General features: G+C 43.7%; 16 protein-coding genes. All 16 read right to left on the reverse strand.

What is annotated here, in order from left to right; all coding sequences use genetic code 11:
* Window positions 1-20: 20 nt before the first annotated feature.
* Window positions 21-1094: a glutamyl aminopeptidase gene (gene pepA / locus ESE_RS0107860; RefSeq protein WP_010373640.1), complete on the reverse strand. Its 1074-nt coding sequence runs from the start codon at window positions 1092-1094 to the stop codon at window positions 21-23.
* 25 nt (window positions 1095-1119) lie between these two features.
* Window positions 1120-1752, reverse strand: coding sequence for a uridine kinase (udk, locus tag ESE_RS0107865; RefSeq protein WP_010373641.1), 633 nt, complete (start codon window positions 1750-1752; stop codon window positions 1120-1122).
* Window positions 1753-1792: 40 nt separating this feature from the next.
* A complete protein-coding gene (locus tag ESE_RS0107870; RefSeq protein ID WP_010373642.1) occupies window positions 1793-3163 on the reverse strand; it encodes a sensor histidine kinase in 1371 nt (456 codons plus the stop codon).
* Window positions 3164-3172: 9 nt separating this feature from the next.
* Entirely contained in the window at window positions 3173-3886 is a 714-nt protein-coding gene (locus ESE_RS0107875) for a response regulator transcription factor (protein ID WP_010373643.1), read from the reverse strand.
* Between the two features lie 158 nt (window positions 3887-4044).
* A complete protein-coding gene (locus tag ESE_RS0107880; RefSeq protein WP_123157484.1) occupies window positions 4045-8424 on the reverse strand; it encodes a glycoside hydrolase family 70 protein in 4380 nt (1459 codons plus the stop codon).
* Between the two features lie 394 nt (window positions 8425-8818).
* The gene (locus ESE_RS0107885) at window positions 8819-10033 is read right to left on the reverse strand and encodes an MFS transporter (protein ID WP_010373646.1); all 1215 of its coding nucleotides are present in this window, start codon (window positions 10031-10033) and stop codon (window positions 8819-8821) included.
* Between the two features lie 121 nt (window positions 10034-10154).
* The gene (locus ESE_RS0107890) at window positions 10155-11108 is read right to left on the reverse strand and encodes a DMT family transporter (RefSeq protein ID WP_010373647.1); all 954 of its coding nucleotides are present in this window, start codon (window positions 11106-11108) and stop codon (window positions 10155-10157) included.
* Between the two features lie 279 nt (window positions 11109-11387).
* Complete coding sequence (locus ESE_RS0107895; RefSeq protein ID WP_010373649.1) at window positions 11388-12410, reverse strand: WxL protein peptidoglycan domain-containing protein; 1023 nt, start codon at window positions 12408-12410, stop codon at window positions 11388-11390.
* Window positions 12411-12517: 107 nt separating this feature from the next.
* The gene (locus ESE_RS0107900; protein WP_010373651.1) at window positions 12518-13486 is read right to left on the reverse strand and encodes a WxL protein peptidoglycan domain-containing protein; all 969 of its coding nucleotides are present in this window, start codon (window positions 13484-13486) and stop codon (window positions 12518-12520) included.
* 123 nt (window positions 13487-13609) lie between these two features.
* Complete coding sequence (gene rpoD, locus ESE_RS0107905) at window positions 13610-14743, reverse strand: RNA polymerase sigma factor RpoD (protein WP_010373653.1); 1134 nt, start codon at window positions 14741-14743, stop codon at window positions 13610-13612.
* Between the two features lie 15 nt (window positions 14744-14758).
* A complete protein-coding gene (gene dnaG / locus ESE_RS0107910; protein WP_010373654.1) occupies window positions 14759-16672 on the reverse strand; it encodes a DNA primase in 1914 nt (637 codons plus the stop codon).
* Window positions 16673-16975: 303 nt separating this feature from the next.
* Window positions 16976-17509 (reverse strand): 6-phospho-3-hexuloisomerase, encoded by a 534-nt coding sequence (gene hxlB / locus ESE_RS0107915; RefSeq protein ID WP_010373656.1) that lies wholly within the window; start codon window positions 17507-17509, stop codon window positions 16976-16978.
* A 23-nt stretch (window positions 17510-17532) separates the two neighbouring features.
* Complete coding sequence (hxlA, locus tag ESE_RS0107920; protein ID WP_010373658.1) at window positions 17533-18159, reverse strand: 3-hexulose-6-phosphate synthase; 627 nt, start codon at window positions 18157-18159, stop codon at window positions 17533-17535.
* A gap of 175 nt (window positions 18160-18334) precedes the next feature.
* Complete coding sequence (locus ESE_RS0107925; RefSeq protein WP_010373660.1) at window positions 18335-18784, reverse strand: universal stress protein; 450 nt, start codon at window positions 18782-18784, stop codon at window positions 18335-18337.
* A gap of 65 nt (window positions 18785-18849) precedes the next feature.
* Window positions 18850-20184 (reverse strand): MFS transporter, encoded by a 1335-nt coding sequence (locus ESE_RS0107930; RefSeq protein ID WP_010373662.1) that lies wholly within the window; start codon window positions 20182-20184, stop codon window positions 18850-18852.
* Between the two features lie 164 nt (window positions 20185-20348).
* Window positions 20349-21404 carry a SepM family pheromone-processing serine protease gene (locus ESE_RS0107935; protein ID WP_029237496.1) on the reverse strand — a complete coding sequence of 352 codons (1056 nt, stop codon included), beginning with the start codon at window positions 21402-21404 and terminating at the stop codon, window positions 20349-20351.

Genomic DNA, 21404 nt, shown 5'->3' on the forward strand with positions numbered 1-21404 from the left:
GTCTCCATTTCTATTATTAATTAATCACCGTACACAATATCGTGAACGGTTGTCTTATCTAATTTACGAGCAAGGGTCTCAACCAGCGCTTGGGCAGCCTCAAAATCAGCCACTGACCAAACTGTCTGGTGCGTGTGAATATAACGGGAAGCAACCCCCAAGGCAACTGAAGGAATACCGTTATTTTGTGATTGCGCGCCGTGTGCGTCCGTGCCACCCTTCGCCACAAAGTACTGCAACGGAATGTGGGCGTCATTAGCTGTATCAAGCACAAATTCCTTCAGACGCAATGGCATAATGACACCCGGATCAAAGACGCGTAACAAGGCGCCCCCGTCCATTTGGCCTTGCGCCTGATCTGACTTGGTATCATCAGCGGCGGAAGAATCTAATGCAAAGAACAAATCTGGTTGTAGTTGGTTGACGGCTGGGCCGACCCCACGCAAGCCGACTTCCTCTTGAACATTAGCGCCCATAATCAAGGTATTTGGCAATGCGTCATGTTGCAAATTTTCAAGCGCGTTCAAAATTGTCACTAATCCAAAGCGATTATCCCAACTCTTTGAAACAACTCGCTTACCATTAGCCAGCATAACCGTTTTGACATCAGGCACAATAAAGTCACCCGGACGAATACCAAAAGACCAAGCTTCGTCATGCGATGTAAAGCCACCATCAAAAAGAATATCTTCAATCTTCGGCGCCCCGTTTACGCCACCTTCGCGTAAGAAGTGCGGTGAGACTGCTGAAGAGACAACTGGATACGATGCGTCACGAGTAAAAAGCGTGAACCGTTGCGCTGAAACGGTATAAGGATTCCAACCGCCAACCGGTGCCACAACTAACATGCCTCGAGCCGTAACTGCTGTGACAATAAAGCCCACTTCATCTAGGTGCGCGCCAAACATCACACGTGGTGCATCTGCATCCGTATGTTTACGGATACCGTATAGGCCACCAAGACCATTCTGCACAACTTCGTCAACTAAGGGCGTCAAATCATCACGAAATGCCTTTCTAATGGCATGTTCTTGACCTGATGTGCCTTGCAGTTCGGTATACTTAACAATTCGATTCCAAATTCGTTCTTCCATCTTGCAATCACACTTTCTTATCTAATTACTTGTGTAAGTCTAAAATTGCACGTATCTGTGCTTCCAGCATGCCGATTCCGACAACATTTGCACCACCTTCGGGCAAAATAATATCTGCATAGCGCTTAGTTGGCTCAACAAATTGGTGATACATTGGCTTAACTGTCGCCAAATATTGGTTAACCACCGATTCTGTTGTACGACCACGCTCGACAATATCACGTTGCATCCGACGAATGAAACGCAAATCATCATCTGTATCAACATAAACCTTAATATCAAGCATATCGCGAAGTTCAGGTTCTGTGAATAACAAAACCCCTTCAACGATGATAACGTCGGCGGCAGCAACTGTCACCGTCTTGTCTGAACGCGTGTGTGCTGCGTAATCGTAAGTTGGTTGCTCAATTGTCTCACGTTGCAACAATTGCTTAAGCTGTGCAATCAACAAGTCATTATCTAATGAATCTGGGTGATCATAGTTTGTCGCAACACGTTGCGTCATACTTTTATCACCTTGATCCTTATAATATGCATCCTGTGGAATCATGACCACAGACTCGCCCTTCAAGCGTTCAATAATTTCGCGGCTAACAGTTGTCTTTCCAGACCCTGAACCACCCGTAACCCCGATAACAACTGGACGTGAGTTAGACATTTTTCAATCCTCTTTCTTCAATACACTTTTTATATTATTACTATTGTAGTGGCAAATTCACCGTAATGGTAGACCCAACGCCAACTTGACTGTCAAGTTCAATCGTTCCTTGCGATTTTGAGACCAAATCCTGCACAATTGCTAAGCCCAGCCCGGTGCCGGGGATTGCTTGGTTCCGTGACTTGTCAATTCGATAAAAGCGTTCAAAAATCCGGCTTTGTTCTTCACTTGAAATACCTAAACCAGTATCTTTCACGGCCATCACAAATTCACTAGCCGTCACCATTGCGGCAACCTTTACGAGACCACCTGGCCGATTATACTTAATTGCATTAACAATTAAGTTCGTTAAAATTTGTCGAACGACACTTTCGTCCTGGTTAACTGTAAACGACGGACTAATTTCATTCTGGAGTTGTAAGCCTAACGTATCGGCGGCTGGTTTATTTGCCTCAAATATTTCTGTCGCAATATTCGCAACATTCACCGGTGCAACCTTCGACAAACGCTCTGGTGATTTTGCTAATGCTAGTATGTCTTCAGTCAATGCCAACAAACGACTCGTCTCACTTTGAATGATATGCAAAAATTCATCCAAAGCCGCCGGATCATCCTTGGCACCAGCTAATAGCGTCTCAGTGAAACCAGCGATTGCCGTTAAGGGCGTTCGTAATTCATGCGATGCATTAGCAACAAACGCACTCTGCATGTCCTGCATCTGCGTAACTTCAGTCATATCGTATAACAAAACTAATAGTTCGTGGTGTCGTTCGCGGGTTTCATAGTAAACTAATGACACATCAAGCATGCGATTATCAAACTTAACCAATTCGCGAACTTGCGTCTCCATTTTTAAAGCTTGCTCCAACAACGAAATTAAGCGGTGATGCTTAATAACATCCGAGTAATCGCGTCCTAATGCGTCGCGGTCAACAGCAAGCATCTCCTGTGCTTGGGCATTCATTTGAATAATCGTGCGTTCTGGTGTAATACGCAAAGCGCCTAATGGCATATTTGTCATTAAGGCAGCTAACGTGCTACCTTGTTGTTGCAATAATTTGATGCGATCGCGATTTAAGCGTTGCACGTCATTAATCGCTTCCGCTAGCGGTGCTAACGAATCATCAGGTCGCATTAAGATATGCCCAGCTCGCGTATTATCAGTATGTAAATCACGCAGTTTATCAATAAATATAGCCATGTGGGCATCACGACGTTGTTGTTGTAAATCCAAAGCCAAAGTCGTGGCACCTGACAAAAACATCGAGAGTAATACCAGCACATGGAATTTTAACGAGACAACTTGGTCGCCTAACGCAGACGCCACAAACAAAATCAGCCAAATTAAAACTGCATATAAAAACCAAAAAGCAACAAACTTTTTGGCGTTTTGCATTAATTCTGTATGCATCCGAGCCTCCTAATCTACCGCTTGATCATCAAACCGGTACCCAAAGCCACGCACGGTTTTTAAATGAACTGGGTGTTTAGGATCGTCTTCCACCTTATCGCGGAGATGCGACAAGTGCATATCAACCATTCGTGTATCGGGGCCAGCATAATCGTACCCCCAAACACCGTGCAGAATTGTTTCACGGTCTAGAACACGTCCTTCACGATCTGCCATATAAGCCAATAGCTCATATTCCTTTGGTGTTAGCTTTACAATTTCACCCTGTCGTTGCACAACCATCTTATCAAAATCGATTGTTAGATTACCAAATTGTTTTAGTTTCGTTGGTGTTTTCGCTACTTGCGGTTCTTGTTGTTTATCCAAACGACGCAAAACCGCCCGAACGCGCGCAATCACTTCACGTGGACTAAATGGCTTCGTGACATAATCGTCCGCCCCAATTTCGAGACCCAAAATTTTGTCAACTTCGTCATCCAAGGCGGTAATCATAATAATTGGAATACGATTCTGTTCGCCTCGCAGTTCTCGTGTTAAGTCAACGCCACTCTTACCAGGCAACATGACATCTAGCAGCATCAAATCAATAGGATGATTCGCCAGCTGATTTCGTGCCTCGTCACCGGATGTAGCAGTCACGACCTCGAAGCCTGATTTAGTCAGGTTGTATGACAGTAGCGTCACCAATGACGGTTCATCATCTACAACTAAAATTGTTGCCATATAACAGACTCCTCAAAATATTAATTACTAATAAGTTTAACACGAAAAGACGCTTGCGCGCCCGCTAATTCTGAGTCCCAATGCAAAAATGAGCACTTATTTAGTTATCGAAACTAAAAAAGACGATACAAAATCGTCTTTTCTAGTCCATTATTCAGTTAAAACGTCACCAACGTACCAACACCAGTTTGCGCATCAAAAGTGTACGTTTGGTGCGTTAGTGGATCGGTCACGGTACCACCCTTTAGTTGCACACCATTAGCATCAAAATAGCGATACTCACCATTAATACGCTGCAAACCGGTTACCATTCGTCCCAAATCATCAAAATAGTACCATTTGCCATCATGAAACGCGTAATCTTGTTTGATTTCAGCGCCTGTTGTGCCATTAAAATAATGCACACCGTTAGTATCATAGACAAAATCATCTTTTACCTGATGATTATTATCATCAAAATACAACGTGTCTTGGCCAACCGTAATTTGTCCGCGTGCCAAGTCTCCTGCAGCATCGGCGTACAACCAATGTCCATCTGTATCAAGAATAAACTGTTGCTTCACGAGATTACCACTATTGGCTTCGTAGTACCGTGCCTGATTATCGTCAGTTCGAATGAGCACTGCTTTCGCTTGGACACCGTTTGTGCCGAAATATTGTTCATGGCCGTCAACAGTCAAAGCTTGGTTACGAACAACGTTACCGTCTGCATCAACCCGGAACGCATTTGCTTGGTGGTCAGTCACATATTGATTAATGACCAGGCGACCTGTTTTATCATAGTACTGACGTTGACCATCCGCACTTTGTACAAACGCATCCGTCAGAGCAATACCGTTTGGTAGGAAGAAATACTGGTCTTGGTGCACACGTTGCTTACCCGTTACCATGACGCCCTGATCATCAAAATAATACAGCGCCCCATCGTCACCCATAATGAAGGCATCTTTGGCCGACGTACCACTCAATGTTTCAAAATGATAACCATCTGCCTCGTGATAGAATCCGGTCATCACTGGTTGTCCGAGTAATTGCTTTGGTAAGTTCACATTACCGTCATTTGCCGTCACCTTGTAATAAGCATTTGTACCATTATCACGTAGCACATAGCCAGCTCCACGGCCTTGAATTGCGGTACCATTCAAATACTTAGCTGACCATTCTTTAATTTTTACTGAATCATCAATGGTTTGTCCGGTTGAAATTTGACGTGTCGTAAATAAATCAGGGTAGAGCGCACGTAACCGCTCAAGGAACTCACCACCGTACTGTTTCTGATACTCACCGCCACCCCGAGTGCTCGTCACATATAAAATATGTTGGATGTCAGAGTGTGTATCTGGCTCACCCATATTGTTTGTTCGGGTGACTTGTACCAATTCCTTACCTGGTAATGTATACAATTGATCCGGCACAAAATCAGCCATTACTTGCATGCCATTTGCATGCAATGCTTTGATGACGTTCCGCAAATCCGTATCATCCCCATACTTAGTTGGCGTACCAAACCCTAAATCATAACGGTCAGTGAAGGCATAGCCATTTTGAATAATCGCATCCAAAAAGGTTCCGTCGGTTGAAGACCGGTATTGTGGCGCTAACTGTACCGAAGTTATTCCCCAATCGTGTAACTGGTCAGCATGATTGGCTAACACAACGTTGGTGTACGTGTCATGGCTTGTTGGCATAGCCTGGAAATTCGAAAATGATTCAAAGATGACTTGACTATCTAAAGCCGCATTAGAATGGTAGGCAGATCCATCCGTTGAACTGTTGGTTGACGCAGTAGATCGCGCATCCTGGTTCGCTGGTGCACCAGTTGGCACCCACATTGCCAAGAAGCCTGACACTTGTGGATTCAACACGCCATATACGTCATGGTTATTGAAAATTAAATCACCCTTATTATCGGTATAACGAATTGGAGCATCATCGTCATTATAAATGGTTAATCCGGTCGCGGTCGTTAGTACAACTGCTCGGAATGCTTGATTCGCGTGCGCAAGTCCCATGTGTAACACCACGTTATCTTGTTGTCCCAATTGCAACTTTGGGTTGTTGCTAATAATTAATCCCACACCCTCAGTCCGAGTCTCAGCATTTCCTAAATCACTGGCCGTCATGGCACCCTTACCAAACCGAACGCTAGTCAAGACGTCGTGCTGGTCAACCGCCATCGTTTGTCCACCAGCTACATACTTCGTGCGCGCTTGTAACATAGCCGAAATCGCATCAAAATAGGGTGATTTTGTCGCCATGAATTGCCCATCGTCAGTGTACAAGTCACCATAGTAAATTCGTGGAATAACATCCTTGTTCGTTAACAGCATGGCGTATGCAGATGGCATATTGTAGTGCGTGTAAGTTTTAACGGCCTTCTTTTGGTCCGCATTGTAAATCTTAAACGCTTCTGCCATTTGTTCTTCCGTAGGCATTAACCCGTTTCCTGCTTCTGGATGTAGCTTCGTCACGATTTCAGCAATGACTGTTTGCACTTCGCTATCATGGGCACGCACAAACGAGTAACTAGGTTGCGCCGTGTTTTCTGTATCATCATTAGCACGGTTGGTGAGATAGAAGTCCATAAAGCGTGCCATGGTGCCACGTTGTGCCTCTGGCTTGGTTAATGACCAAATCAACTGTGTGTGCATATAATCATCCATCGTTAATTGATCATTGCCGTGTGCTTGCATATACGCCGGATCGTTATGGCTCCAATCCTCAAGTATTGAAAGATGCTTATTTGATGTCGCGTCAGTCGTGGCCATGCCATAGGCATCACGGAAATACTGAGCTGCTAGTTGAAGTAAATCAGCATCGACATTATCGACCGCATCAATCCGTATGGCATCAAAATTTGCATCCGGATCATCAGCTGTAATATCCCCAAAATGCATCAAGTAGTACAACCAATTCAATTGTTCTGCCTGAACTTGTGGATTTGAATTGTCAACGTCATTTGCCAGCAATAATTCGTAACCGCCAAGCGAGTCATCAATGTGATACAAGCGTTCACCAGTCTGATTTGTTGGCGTGCGATTCATGAGGCGATAATCCGAATTAGCGTCTGTGTCGCCGTTATTCTCAAATGTTAGCGCCCCACCTTGCAAATGATCATCATTAACATCTTCACTGGTTTTATTCCACTGTGGCTGTGTCACAACAAACGCGGCCATTAATTCACGTAACCAGGCCGTTGATTGGCGCACCGTAATTTGGTGCTCAACGGCCGCTTGAATAGCATCGGTTGCCGCAGTTAGCGTGGCTTCTGAATCGGCAGCTGACACACTTGCATTTGACATATCTAATGCGTGATTCATGTAGTTCACGTAATCGGCCTGAGTTTGTTTTGTTGGCCACCAAGTTGCTAACAGTGGTCGAAATTCAGTTGGTTGCGATTCGCGCCACGTCTCACCATTTTCCAAAATATCGGTTGGGCGATACCAAGTATCAGCCGTCAGGTAGCCAGCCATCGAATCAAAATCTGCTGGTGTCGTACCATGTGCTGCATTATGTTTGATATTGTCGTCAGGAACCGGTTCCGTTTCAGGGTTGAATTCAGGATGATCAGCCGGTTGTCCAACACCTGTTTGATCATCAAAATACATCATCTTGTCATCAACTGACGTGGCAATGCCTTTCAGCATTCGACCTTGCTCATCAAAATCATAAACCTTGTTTGCAATTGTTTGGATTCCCGTGACAACATGACCTTGTGCGTCGAAATAATACGTATCTCGATTCGCTGTTTGGCCGAAATCATTCTTGATTTGATAGCCGCTTTGATTAAAACCGTAGATAACGCCATTGACTGCTTGCGTTTGCGTTAATGCTCGTCCTTCTTGTCCATCATAATACGCACGGTTACCATCACTTTCACGCCAATCACCCTTGACTTGTTTGCCATCGGCGTCAAAGTAAACCGCAAACGTATCAATCGTTTGTCGACCGACTAACTTTTTTCCAGCTCGATAATAGACCCAATCACCACCTTCATCATGGTAACCATCTGACACGGCGCTGCTTATCACTGCTGATTCGCTTGTGGCTGTTGTCACTGAAGATGCTGAACTACTCGTGGCCACCGAACTAACGGTTGCGCTAGTCACCGCCGCCGACTGACTGCCAGAAGCATCACTAGTTGTTGCCGCTAGTGATGACTTAACAAATGATGATGACATTGACCCTGACGAACTCGTAAATTGTGATCCAGTATCTGGCACAGCGACGCTATCACTCACTACGCTTGCACTTGCACTTGTACTATCAACTACCGTACTTGAACTGTCAGGCAGGTCACTCGTGTCAACATTGACTGAGCTTGAAGTCGACGCCGATGCCGGCGTCTTAGTGGCGGACGTGTCTTCACTGGTCTGTGTCGTCTGTGTCGTCTCCGTTGCACGTTGTTCACTTGGTAATACAGTATCAGCCTGCGTGTTACCAGCGAATGCCAGCCCAACAAACAAAGCACCGGCAGCTACCCAAAACTTTCCGGACTTGTACATCTTTTTTCTAAACTTCTGTGACTCGTCTTGCAAAATTATATCCCCGTATTCTATTCATATCCCCAAGGCCTTGGTGTAGGGTTCACCTTAACGCGGACATAATCTCTCTGTCAATTTTTTCACAATGTCATTTTAGAACCGGTTCCATTTTATTCATATGCAAGCATAATGAGACTCGTTAGTTAAATTAGTGCTTTTTATCCAAATTGCCTTAAGTCACAGTACCCCATCCTTACTCAGAACATTAGTTCCACGGGTACCCTTTAGTTTACAACTGTAAATCTAATATATATAAAATATAAAAAACATACAAAAATTAATTATTGATATTTCACAAACCACCGTTATTGGTAGCACAAGTAAATAAAAAAATGCCGATGAATTAACAGCTACTAACTGTCAAATCATCGACCATAAAGATATTATGTTAATTAAAATGTTGCGCATGTCTGTTGCTAATAAACTTAATTGCGATCATACCGACAACCATCATCATCCCAAGCAAAAAGACTGTCCATTCGCCCAATTCAGACACCCCATATCCAAAGGCAATTGTTATAATCGGCGCAAATAAATCTGTCGCAAAGAAAGAAATACCAAATACCCGTCCCAAGTATGCTGGCGCACTCTCTTGTTGACGGACCGTATTAATCTTAATAACAAACGATGCACGAGCAAACCCATTCAAGATAACCAGACCGATAAATACCCATATTTCTTGAATAAATGTGCCGATGATAAAAGCCCCACCTAGAACAAACAGATCCCAATAAAGCGTATTTAACGAATTAAATTTTGGTAAGCGCGCTAAAATTATGCCCGCAATAATACCTGCAACTGCCGCCAAAGTTAAGGCAGTAGAATATGACGAAGCTGAGCCATGGTAATTATGCTGAATCAGAAATGGCATCGCAATAATAAATCCTTCAAAGAAGAAATTGCTCCACATCGTTAGTAACATCGATTCAAATAATTTTGGTTGGGACAACACGTATTTGTATCCACCAACTAAACTGGCTAGAAATGACTCCGATGGCATATTAGGATCTTTTGGTTGCGGCTGATATCTAATCGCCAAGTTCAACAAGACCGTAACGACAAGCATCACACCAAACAACTGCAAAAACGTTTGCAAGTTAATCCATTTTAAGTGAAGCAAGAGACCACCAACTAATGGTCCAAATGCTTGTCCCGTCGAGAAAGCTGCGCTAGCCCATGCGTTAAAACGGGCCAAGGCACTTGACTTAATGACATCTGGCAAAATTGCGCGCGCGGCTGGGTACGCAAACGAGACATCCACATTCAAAATGAAAGTTAGTAAAAATAATACCCAGAGCTGTGGCTTAGTCGGATCAATCAGCAACGATAATGTTAAAGCGCCGATGGCACCAAATAAATCTGCGCCTAACAACACCCATTTACGATTAAAGCGATCCAGCACTGAACCAACATAAACATCATTTAATAAGTAAACCAAAAAGCCGAAACCTGTTAGCCAACCTAAAATTTTTGCATTGCCATAGCTAGACACTAAAAACCAATTCAGGCCAAACCGATAGACACCATCTCCAAACACCGACGCAAAATTCGACGCAAGGAGTGGAAAACTAAATTTCGCTAAGCGCTTATCATTTTCAATCATATCAGTTCACCTCCTACCTATAATTCTCTCCAGTGTATCATAGCTCACACATCAGTAACACCGAAAAAAAGACCATGTACGCAGTATTATTACCGCACACATGGTCTTTTTATCGTATTAATTAAAGAAACTTGATAAAGACAACACCAACAGCCATCACAACAACACCCAAAATTTGAATACCGTTAACACTAGCCTTGGCTGAACGCCACCAGCCAAATTGTTGTACAAGCATTGAACCAACAATTTGACCGATCAATCCCATCGTAATCGTCAAACCAGCACCAATCTTTGGCACTGACAAAACACTGGCGAAGACGAATAGACCACCCAAGATACCGCCAAGCCAGTTCCACGACTTAGCTTGCTTTAACTCAGACACCTTAGGCAAGCGCTTATCAACCACCAAAGCAACGATGGTAATCAAGATAAACCCAACAAAGAATGAAATGAATGAGCCTTGTGCTGGGGCTTGCAATAACGCTCCCAAGTGACCGTTAATTGCTTGTTGCATTGCTGACAACGTTCCAGTAAAAATTGCCCAGATTTGCCAACCAAGCAAGACTGGCTTTGTTTCACTCTCCTGAATGGCCTTATCCATTGCTTCCACATCCTTGTTTAGGACGTTGGGCAAAACAACCGCTACAACAACACCAGCAATCAACACAATTAGCCCGATGACTCGCATTAATGTCAAAGGTGTTTGTGCCGTACCAAACCAACCAAAGGTATCAATAATGGTACCCATTAAAATTTGACCCAAAATTGGCAAAATAACCGTCTGAATTGCACCCAAGCGTGGGAATAGCAACACGTTCGATGTCAAATAGACAGCACCAAGCACACCACCTAGCCAAATCCAAGCCGGATTTGAACTGATGAACGCTCCTGATGGGAACACACGGTGTGACATAATCGCGCTCAAAACGCCTAAAAAGATTGAACCAATTAAAAATGAAATTGCCGCTGAAATGAATGGTGAACCAACCACCTTCTTCATGTCAGCGTTAATTGGATTTTGGTTTGCCAACATAAAACCAGCAAAGAGTGACAAACCTAGAAATACAAGAACCACAATTCTTCTCCTCGAAACTTACTTATAATTATTATTGCTTTATTATTGTAGTTCTTTGAAAATGAAATGCAAGCATTTTGAGCAAGCGAGTTTGTGAAATTTGGTTCTTTTTCAATTTCAATCTCTTATATCGATAGGGTTTCTAGCAACCGTTCACTCATAAAGTCTTCACAAGCTTGTGAAAAGAATTTCCGTTAATTGTTTCAGCGAATCAAAAAAATCGCCATTCAAACCAAATTGAATAGCGATCGTCTAAACACCATACGTCAGGTGTTACGTTTAATTATCTTTTCGTTTCAAATCTTCCCGTGTGCCACCACGACGCTTTCGGGCAGGCAGTAAGTATCGCCCAAGTAAGAATACGGCTAGGAACACAATAATTGGTCCCACGGCCAATTTCCACCAATTACGTGGTTGTTGCCAATCATTGCCCGCGACTGCCGATCCAGTTAACTCAGCTACCTGTGCGGCAGTGACTGTTAACGTTTTAGTGGCTGTCTTAGTCATATCAGCTGTTTTAACCTGAACCTTAACGGTATACTTACCTGGCTTAATCGACTTCACTTTGTCTTTAATTTCAAAGTTAAAAGTTGACTTTGGTGCCATGTCAACGCGATGTGATGTCTTTTCAAAAACTGTTTTACCGTTATTGTCCTGAACCTTGGTTGCCACAGTTGCATCATTCACGAGCTGATTAGCGTTATTTGTTAATTTAACACCAATGACGCGTGCGCTCGTCAATTGTGTCAACGCAGCACGGCCGATTTTCACATCTGCCGATACCGGCGTTGTATCATTTTGCAAAATAACAGGTATCTCAGAGGCAGTGTTTGCACTCGTCGTCCGGACGAATGACACCCCACCAACTAACTGACCTTGAATCGCATGGTCCGGCATTTTAATCGTCCCAGCAACTGACGTTTCACCAGCAGCCGGTACAGTCACCGTATTTTGAATGGTAATATAATCACCAACTTTATACGGCACTTGACCTGTCACGTTTTGGCTACCCGTCACATAATTGATGATGCCATTATCAAGGGTGGTGGCTGTCCCGCCTGTTAACTGCAAGTCAATCGGCTTTTTTGTGTTATTTGTAATATAGAATGTCACATGTTCTTCTTGACCTGGTGCCAACTTTAGATCAATCGCTGATAAGTTATTCTTATTAATCTGAGTAGCTGGAATCGAAGCCGTTATATCATAATCCGGCAGTTTAGTGTCATCCGCATGACCCGTCACACCAACCGCACCAATCGTAATTGTTGATGCGATAGCAAGTATTGCTGTTCGCAAGTTCATAAACCCGTACCCCTAATTTTCTCTAACTAAAGATTAATTATAGAATGTCTGCTAATAAAATGCACGTAGTAGCCATGGCCAAATACCATTAATTTGTTCGTCATTAACTAGCCATTCGGTTGGCTTTTGGAAATCACCCAATAACTAATAGCCGCAATCGCACCAATGCTTATCAAACCAATTCCGACTACCCACGCCGAAAAGCCCCGTACTTGCTGCTCCTGGTGCGCCATCCTGACCGTTACCGGTTGATTCCAGGACTGGGTCAGCCCTGATGTTTTCACATGAACGGCTAGAAGATACTTTCCCGGCGGTAATTGTTTATTTTTACGGGAGACTGTTAGTGGCCACGATGTATTTGGTGCTAACGAAATTTGTTTGAACGTTGCCGTCATGATCGGTTTATTAGTTGCGATATCAGTTAGTGACGCCGTACCTGAGAGATCATTTACAAATCGTCCAACTTTATTATTAATCTGAAACGCAATGCCTGTCCGATTCGGTAACGAAATCGCCGTTGGCTGCGACAACGACAACGCCACTTTAGGTAGTTTTGCCTGCGCACGGGCATGAACAGCAATCGTATATGACAGGGCGTGCGCTAACTGAATTTTGTCATTGATATCCTGTTTCGCTTTGACCGCTGTAAATGACACCCCGCCTGCCATCAAGCCAATGTCCGCTGTATTAGGCATTGTAAGCGTTGCTGTGACCGTTTTTTGGCCGTCTGCGGGGATGACAACGGTCTTTGCGATTTGTAGGTAATTTGTCATCTGAATCGTCGGCGCTCGATTCTCCGTCAATGGTTGATATGTAATACGACCGCTACTTGATGTAGTGGCATTACTCGGATTAACCGCAATCCGCAGATCGTCATCTGTATGGTTAGTTAGAATAAAAGATAACTCTTTTGTAGTACCTGGTGCTAATAACAAATCATAGTATGCCGTATTAGACGGTTGCCGTTGTTCAGAAATAGCCGTATCGATTGCAACTGAAAAATCACGTTCGGCAGCTTGAATACTGCCACCAAACAAAAGGATGCTCCCCAAAAGCATTAATAAAAATCGTCGCATTTCCCTCTCCTGATGCGATGCCCGCAAAAAATTGCCCGGCTCGGTATGTTTAACTGTGAAAAAATAAGTATTCTGCCGTTACTAAAAAACCGAGGCATTCGCCCCGGCCCGTTAGTTTTAATTTTAATCCAAGAAATCACGCAATTGCTTTGAACGTGATGGGTGGCGTAGCTTACGAAGTGCCTTGGCTTCAATTTGACGAATACGCTCACGCGTAACCCCAAATACCTTACCAACTTCTTCCAACGTACGTGTACGACCATCTTCCAAACCAAAACGCAAACGCAAAACGTTCTCTTCACGATCCGTCAACGTATCCAGCACTGATTCCAATTGTTCCTTCAACATTTGATAAGCGGCTGAATCTGCAGGCGAAATGGCTTCATTATCTTCAATAAAGTCACCCAAATGTGAGTCATCCTCTTCACCAATTGGTGTTTCCAATGACACAGGCTCTTGGGCAATCTTCAAGATATCACGAACCTTGTCTGTTACGATGTCCATCTCGGCACCGATTTCTTCTGGCGTTGGCTCACGTCCCAAGTCTTGTAGCAAGTTACGTTGAATACGAATCAACTTGTTAATTGTTTCAACCATGTGCACAGGAATACGAATTGTACGAGCTTGGTCGGCAATTGCACGTGTAATCGCTTGACGAATCCACCATGTGGCATACGTTGAAAACTTAAATCCCTTACGGTAATCAAACTTTTCAACCGCCTTCATCAATCCCATGTTTCCTTCTTGAATCAAGTCCAAGAATTGCATACCACGACCAACATAACGCTTAGCAATTGACACCACCAAACGCAAATTAGCTTCTGCCAATTCTTGCTTGGCTGTGTCATCGCCTTGCTCAATACGCTCGGCCAAAGCAACTTCTTCGTCACCAGTCAGCAATGAGACACGACCAATTTCCTTCAAGTACATCCGGACAGGGTCATTAATCTTCATACCAGTTGGCGCATCAGCAGCTTGCTTCAACTCCTTTTCTGACAACTTAGTTTTCTTGTTTTCCAATGCACGCGCAGTTGGCTCTCCCTTTTCGTCAACGATTGAGATTCCTGCGGATTCGATCTTTTCGTATAATTCATCGATTTGATCAGCATTCAAACGCATTGGCTTAACCAAAGCATCTTGGAGGGCATTTTCCTTGATTTCTTTATCAGCTTTGAACTCCTTGATGATGTTCTTCACTGCCTTATCAAACTCAACTTGATCAAACTTAGCTGAGATAGGTGCTTGCTTTTCTGCCATAGCGGCCTCCTTAAGTTACTTGTGTGTTTGTTGTTCACGAAGCGCAGCCAAATATTCAACACTTAGCTGAGCAACTAATGCATCATTGTGCATTTGATTAGCTTCTTTAATTTGTCGTTGTAACCTATTAATTCTATCAGATAATGGTGCGTCATGACTAATAAATTGAATATATTCATCAACTTGCGAACGATCCGTGAATAATTCAGGCGCGTAAGTATCTAACGTGGCCAATATTCTAGTCAAATCCGCTTTCTGTACGTAGTCCATAAAGCACGCCATATCAGTGATTGGCTGGTTACCATGCTCTGAGCGGTAACCTGACGCAAGCATCATAATCGTTTCATAAGGTACATCAGCAAAAGTGAAATCTGGTGTGTTAGTTACTTGTAGCCAGACGTCATTATCCTGCAACATCCAAGCTAGCAACATTCGCTCAGCTTGTTCAACCCGCGAAATTGTCGGTGCAACCGGTGCTGGGACAGGTGCGGGCGCACTGTCTTGCCACTCATCATATGGTGCCGCACCAAAATCAGCATCGGCAACGCGCTCACTTTGACGTGGACGCTTGTTATTCGAACGTCGCGGATTAGACCGCCGAGCTTGTTGTTGCAATAACAACGGCCGTAACTGATCCTGTAAGGCATCCAAACCGATGTTGAACTCCTCACCAATTTGGCGCAAATAGGTTTCACGCATAATCGGCTCAGTCACAGTTGCAATCGTCCCTAACACATCACTAACATAGGCAAACATTTCTGTTTGATTTGTTAAATCGCGACCCATCCGTAAATAACGGATATTAAAAGCAATCGGATCTTCCGTATTATGTGATAGCACATTCAAAAATGCTGACACGTCATTCGCACGTAAAAATTCATCTGGATCTTGGTTATCTGGAATATGCACAACCGTGGCTGCCATTTTACCGTTCTGTGCCACTAAGTCGAGCGCTCGTTTTGTCGCCCTTTGCCCAGCGTCGTCAGCATCATAACTGATACTAATCTTGTCGGCCATTCGTGACAAAACCTGGACTTGTTCCGTTGTCAAAGATGTTCCCATTGAGGCAACACCATTTTGAACACCTGCTTGGAATGCAGCAATGACATCCATAAATCCTTCGAATAAGACAACTTGTTTTTGCTTACGGATGGCGCCTTTGGCCAAATCCAAATTAAACAATTCTTGCGACTTATTAAATAACGGACTCTCTGGCGAATTCATATACTTCGCCTGTGAATCGTCATTCGATAAACGACGTCCAGAAAAGGCGATTGGGTGCCCCGCAGCATCACGAATTGTAAATAGTACACGATTCGTGAAACGGTCATGCAATGACCCATCGTCCCACTCAATAAATAGTTCAGACGCTCGCAATAATTGATAGTCCACGCCCTGTTCATTGAAATAATTGTATAAAACATCATTTTCAGGGGCATACCCTAACATAAAGGCGTCAATCGTGCCGTCATCTAAACCACGCTCGTGTAAGTACGTCAGTGCAGTATCACCAGCGTCGGTGTTAACGAGTAAATGATGGTATAGCTTCGTTGCATCTGCATACAGTGATCGTAAGGCTTTTGTTTGTGGATCAACTGTTTCAGTTGGCTCATCTGCCGTGTAGGATGCATCAAGGTCGACGCCCGCAAACGGTGCAACCTTCGCAACTGCTTGTGGGAACGTTGCATTATCAATATCCATGATAAAGCTAAACACGTTGCCCCCACGACCGCATGAGAAGCAGTGATAAATTTGCTTATCTTCATTAACTGAAAACGAGGGCGTACGTTCATCGTGGAACGGGCACAGCCCAAACAGATTACGCCCTTGTTTTTTCAGTTGTACATATGGCGAAATGACATCAACAATGTTGACACGCTCGCGAATTTCTTCGACAAGGTGTTCTGGAATACGTGTTGCGATAGTCATCACCCCCATCTCTTAAAATGAACTTTTCCAGCTCCTATTATTATACGCCGGAACGTACAATATGCAAGTAGCTTGTCAAGCCCCTATAATCTAGTAAAAGGCCGGTATATTAACATTTTGTATTTCAGCTTAAAATATTATGTAAACTAACGCAATCTACATTTCGAGTTAATTGTCTGCCATTTTGGGGTTGTTCCATTTGACAAATACCACTAGTAAAAACCGCATTGTTTGGCACTGATCGAATCGACCAGTCACGCAAACAATGCGGTTCATTTTTCAAAGCAATGAAATGTCTAACGACTATTCAAGATTACTGTGACGTGCTTTCATAAACGACTCTGTAATTTGATAGCGTTGCATATAATCCATCGTAAAGATGTCACCAAACAACCAAACCGACTGTTCAAATAAACTGCCCATCGGTTGTTTCGTAGCTGTATCGGCATCAGCAAACTTGCTTTTGCCTGCCAGCAGTGTCACAAATTGTGACTGGCGTGCAATTGTACTATCCGTACCGGTGCTCCATAGCCAGATTGTCGCACCTACGTCACTAGCAGTTGCCGCAAATTGAACAAGTTGCGTTGTTTCACCAGAAGAAGACGCAATGACTAACAAATCAGACGCTGTAATTGCCGGTGTCGTTGTTTCACCCACAACAAACGCTTGTTTACCCAACTGCGTAAGACGCATTGCAAACGACTTTAGCGCCAGACCTGATCGTCCAGCACCAGCCAGGAAAATGCGTTCTGATTGATTTACGAGACCGAGTAGCGCTTCGTCATTCACATCATCTACATTTTGTGCCAACTCCGTTAAAACTGTTTGCCAGTTCATCTAAAGGCCTCCAATCTGTTTAATTAGCCTAGCAACTTCTTAAATTCAGCCGCAGCAGCTGTTGGATCATCAACCGTTGCAATTGCACCACCAATAATCAACAAATCAGGATTGGCTGCCTTGATTTCGTCAGCTGCCGCCAACTTGATGCCACCAGCAATGGCTGTCTTAGTGTTAGTGACATTAGCCTTAATCACACTGAACTCTTCAAATGGATCTTGACCCAAAGCCTGTAAATCATAACCCGTGTGAGTACCAATGTAATCGGCCCCAAACGCATCGATTTCACGGGCACGCGTTGCAACATCGCGTACACCAATCATATCAACCAAAAGTTCCTTACCCGCATCGTGAGCAGCCTTGACCGCATCTTGGATTGATTGGTCTTCCGCAACACCCAAAATAGTCGTGATGTCAGCTCCGTACTTAAAAGCTTGACCAACTTCATAAGAAGCCACGTCCATAATCTTTAGGTCAGCAAGCAACGTAATGTCAGGGAAAGTCTCGCGAATCTTTTGCAAGCCTTCTAGACCGAAGTTAATTACCAAAGGTGTCCCATATTCGAAAATATCAATACTATCCTTTGTCTTCTCAATCAATGCGATAGCACCTTGTACGTCTTCAAGATCAATTGCTAATTGTAATTTCATCGTTTAAAACACCTGCCATTTCTTTGTAGTAAGTAATAGTATGGACTTCTTTTGCCATTTTGCAAACTTTTAAGTCATAGCGACGCCAGAAAAAAAGACACCCACTGTCTCAAAACAACAATTGGTGTCTTTTAGAAATTTATCAACCGGTTCCCACAGTTAGCTGATAATTTGTTTATTGCCGGACAACCATGACCGTAACCGGCGCATTCGCTGCAACGTAGCCCGACTGTGTCCCAAAATAGCGATCAGAAAGCGTTCGTTTCGAGTGTGCCCCGATTACAACCAAATTAGGTTTAATAACTGGAATGATGTCACGGACAATCACTTTACCTGGCTCACCGTCACGCAAGACAGTTGCGACCGTTTTGACACCTGCATCAAGGGCTTCTTGCCGGTATCGTTTCAAGGCATTTTCGACGTCGGTGCGCGCATCAGTCGTTCGCTCCTTTGAAAGCGCATCAAACACATTTAACTGATCTTTTTCAAAAATAGACGCGATAATCAACACTGCCCCATCCTCATGGGCTTGGTGGATAGCGTTAGCCAACGTTAATTGACCTAACTCAGAATCGTCCACAGCTGCCAAGATAATGGGATAATCCAATTCATTTTCTGTTGTCATGTTCCTGTCCCCCGTAGCTTTAATTGCCTACCCGTATTATACCGTGTATTTAGTCGAATTTCAGCTTATTTTTGGGGACGATTAATTATAAATACAACCAATGATACAACAACAAGCACTGCTAATACGACCACACCTAGTTGCGATCCGCGGACGACCCCGGTATTCGCATGTGCTGCAACAGCACTTGCAAAGATCTGGGCAACAACCGCCGTAGCACTAGCGCCAATAAACTGGGTTAACGTATTCAAAATGCTGTTGCCATCAGCGTTATCGGCAGCAGGCAACGTTGCCAATGTAATCGTCATCAGGTTGGCATATGACAGTCCAATCCCAACCATCAATAACATGTGTACTGCCATCAGTAACCAGAAGTTTAATTGTCCAAACAACCCCGCCATTAGCAGCAAAGCGATTGTTGCAATCGTTACTCCCGTCAAAATTGGTTTCGTAGCGCCCACCCGATCTAACAAGCGACCAGAAATTGGTGCCAGAACTGAACCAATCACAGCCCCAGGAAACATAAACAATCCAGCGACTGTCGCGCTAACGTGCATGCCTAGTTGCAAATAGTTTGGCAAAATGAATGACAGCCCCAACAAAATGGCTTGGTAAACCAAAAAGCTGTAAAGAAACGCATTAAACTTGCGGTTACGCAAAATACTCAAACGAAGCAAGGGCTGGCGCTTATTAAATTGGAAGTAAATTACCAACACAACCAAAGCAATGATAATCCATAGCAGTGACATTTTTTCGATTGCAATTAACAACAATCCTAACCCGAGACCTAGTGTTATAAAGGCCGGCAAGGCAAATTTTTCAGTTTTTTCAACTGATTCAATGGGCATACTGGTTAATCCCATCACCAGGGAAATGACTAAGAGTACAATCAAAAACCAGAAAATAGCCCGCCAGCCTAGACTATTTAGCAATACCCCACCATACGTGGGACCGATGGCAGGGGCAATCGAAGTTGTCATCGTCCCAATGCCCATCATCACACCACGTCGATCACTGGGCGACTTAGTTAAGATAATATGAAACATCAACGGTAGCGCGATTCCTGTTCCGATACCTTGTAAAACACGCCCAACTAACAGCACACCCAAACTTGGTGCAAAGGCGTCAGTAAGCACCCCGAGAATAAAGGCTAAATTCGCAATAATAAAAAGTCGGCGTGGCGCAAAATTACGAATCAAAAACGCGGACACCGGTACAATAACTGCAATCGCAAGTAAATAACCCGTTGTTACCCACTGAATACCATTTGCTGTTGTGCTAAACTCATGCATCAACTCAGGGAACGTGACATTCATTGATGTTTCAATCAAAACACCACTAAAACTCATAATCCCGGCAGCTAGTACGGCTCTAAGTACGTGCCATTCCTTTGCTTGCATCTCCTATCGACCTCCTAAAAAAAATAAAAAAGGCGCGACACCACTGCTAATCGCAATGATGTTACGCCTCTGTGTTCGGCTCTTAACGAGCTATCTGTACGAAACAACTTGTACTAAATTAACAGAATTTTCCAATCCTGTCAAAACGAACAGTCATTCTTAATTTAATGAGTTTGCAAATAGTTAACTGCTTCAGTAAAGGTCTTAACCGGCACAATCTTCATATTCGGTGCATATTTCTTGGCCGTTTTAACAGCCAATTGATAATTGGTTAAACCATCTGACTCCAGCGCCAAGTTACTCTTAGTTGGCTTTAAATATGGTGCGAAGAAAATTTTGGCACCTGCCTCATGGGCAACAATAACTTTCTTATCGATACCACCAATTTCACCAACATTGCCGTCCTTATCAATTGTACCTGTCCCAGCAATCTTACGGCCGGCGGCTAGATTTTGGTTCGACAAGGCGTCATACATTTCCAGCGAAAACATCAAGCCACCCGATGGGCCACCGATATCGCCCATGTTGGCTGAGACTTTACGTGCTGAACTAACCGACACATCATCTGTCAGGGCGATACCAATTCCTGGCAACTTTTTAGTACCGGCTAGTGCCACTGACTTTCCAGTTGCCTGTTTAGCTTTCTTATTCCGCTCATAGGAAATTGTTAGTTTCGATCCAACTTTATTTGACCGAATGTAATCCTGAAAACCCTTCGCAGATTTGAAGTGATGATTATCAACTGAAGTAATCGTATCACCCACTTTTAAAGCCTTTTTAAAATTAGAATTGTCCTGAACCGCCATCACATAAATACCGTTAAAGGAACGTTTATAAGGAATTTTTGCTGCTTTATAGGCCGTTGCCTTAGCTTCGTTGACAGCTGAATCCATATAAATCTTGTTAATGGCGACGTTATCTGCAGATGAACCGCCACCGTTCGCCTCATAAGATGTCATCAGCGATGCCGTTGGATCTAGCCAAGCCATGATGGCACCAATACCGTTCACTTGTGACATGTAAACTGCTGTAATCATAAACTGACCATCAAGTTTTGGCTTTTTACCATCGACTTTAATGTAATGACTCAAATCATCAGCTTCTCCAGGCGTTTCAGCATACAAGGGTAATGGGCAAACTAAAACTAGCAGCATTAATATGCCGACAATAATGCCGGATATTTTAAGCCAACGTCGTTTCTTATGAGTTGCTTTCGCCAT

Source organism: Weissella cibaria KACC 11862 (assembly GCF_000193635.1).
In the GTDB taxonomy this organism is placed as follows: Bacteria; Bacillota; Bacilli; order Lactobacillales; family Lactobacillaceae; genus Weissella; species Weissella cibaria.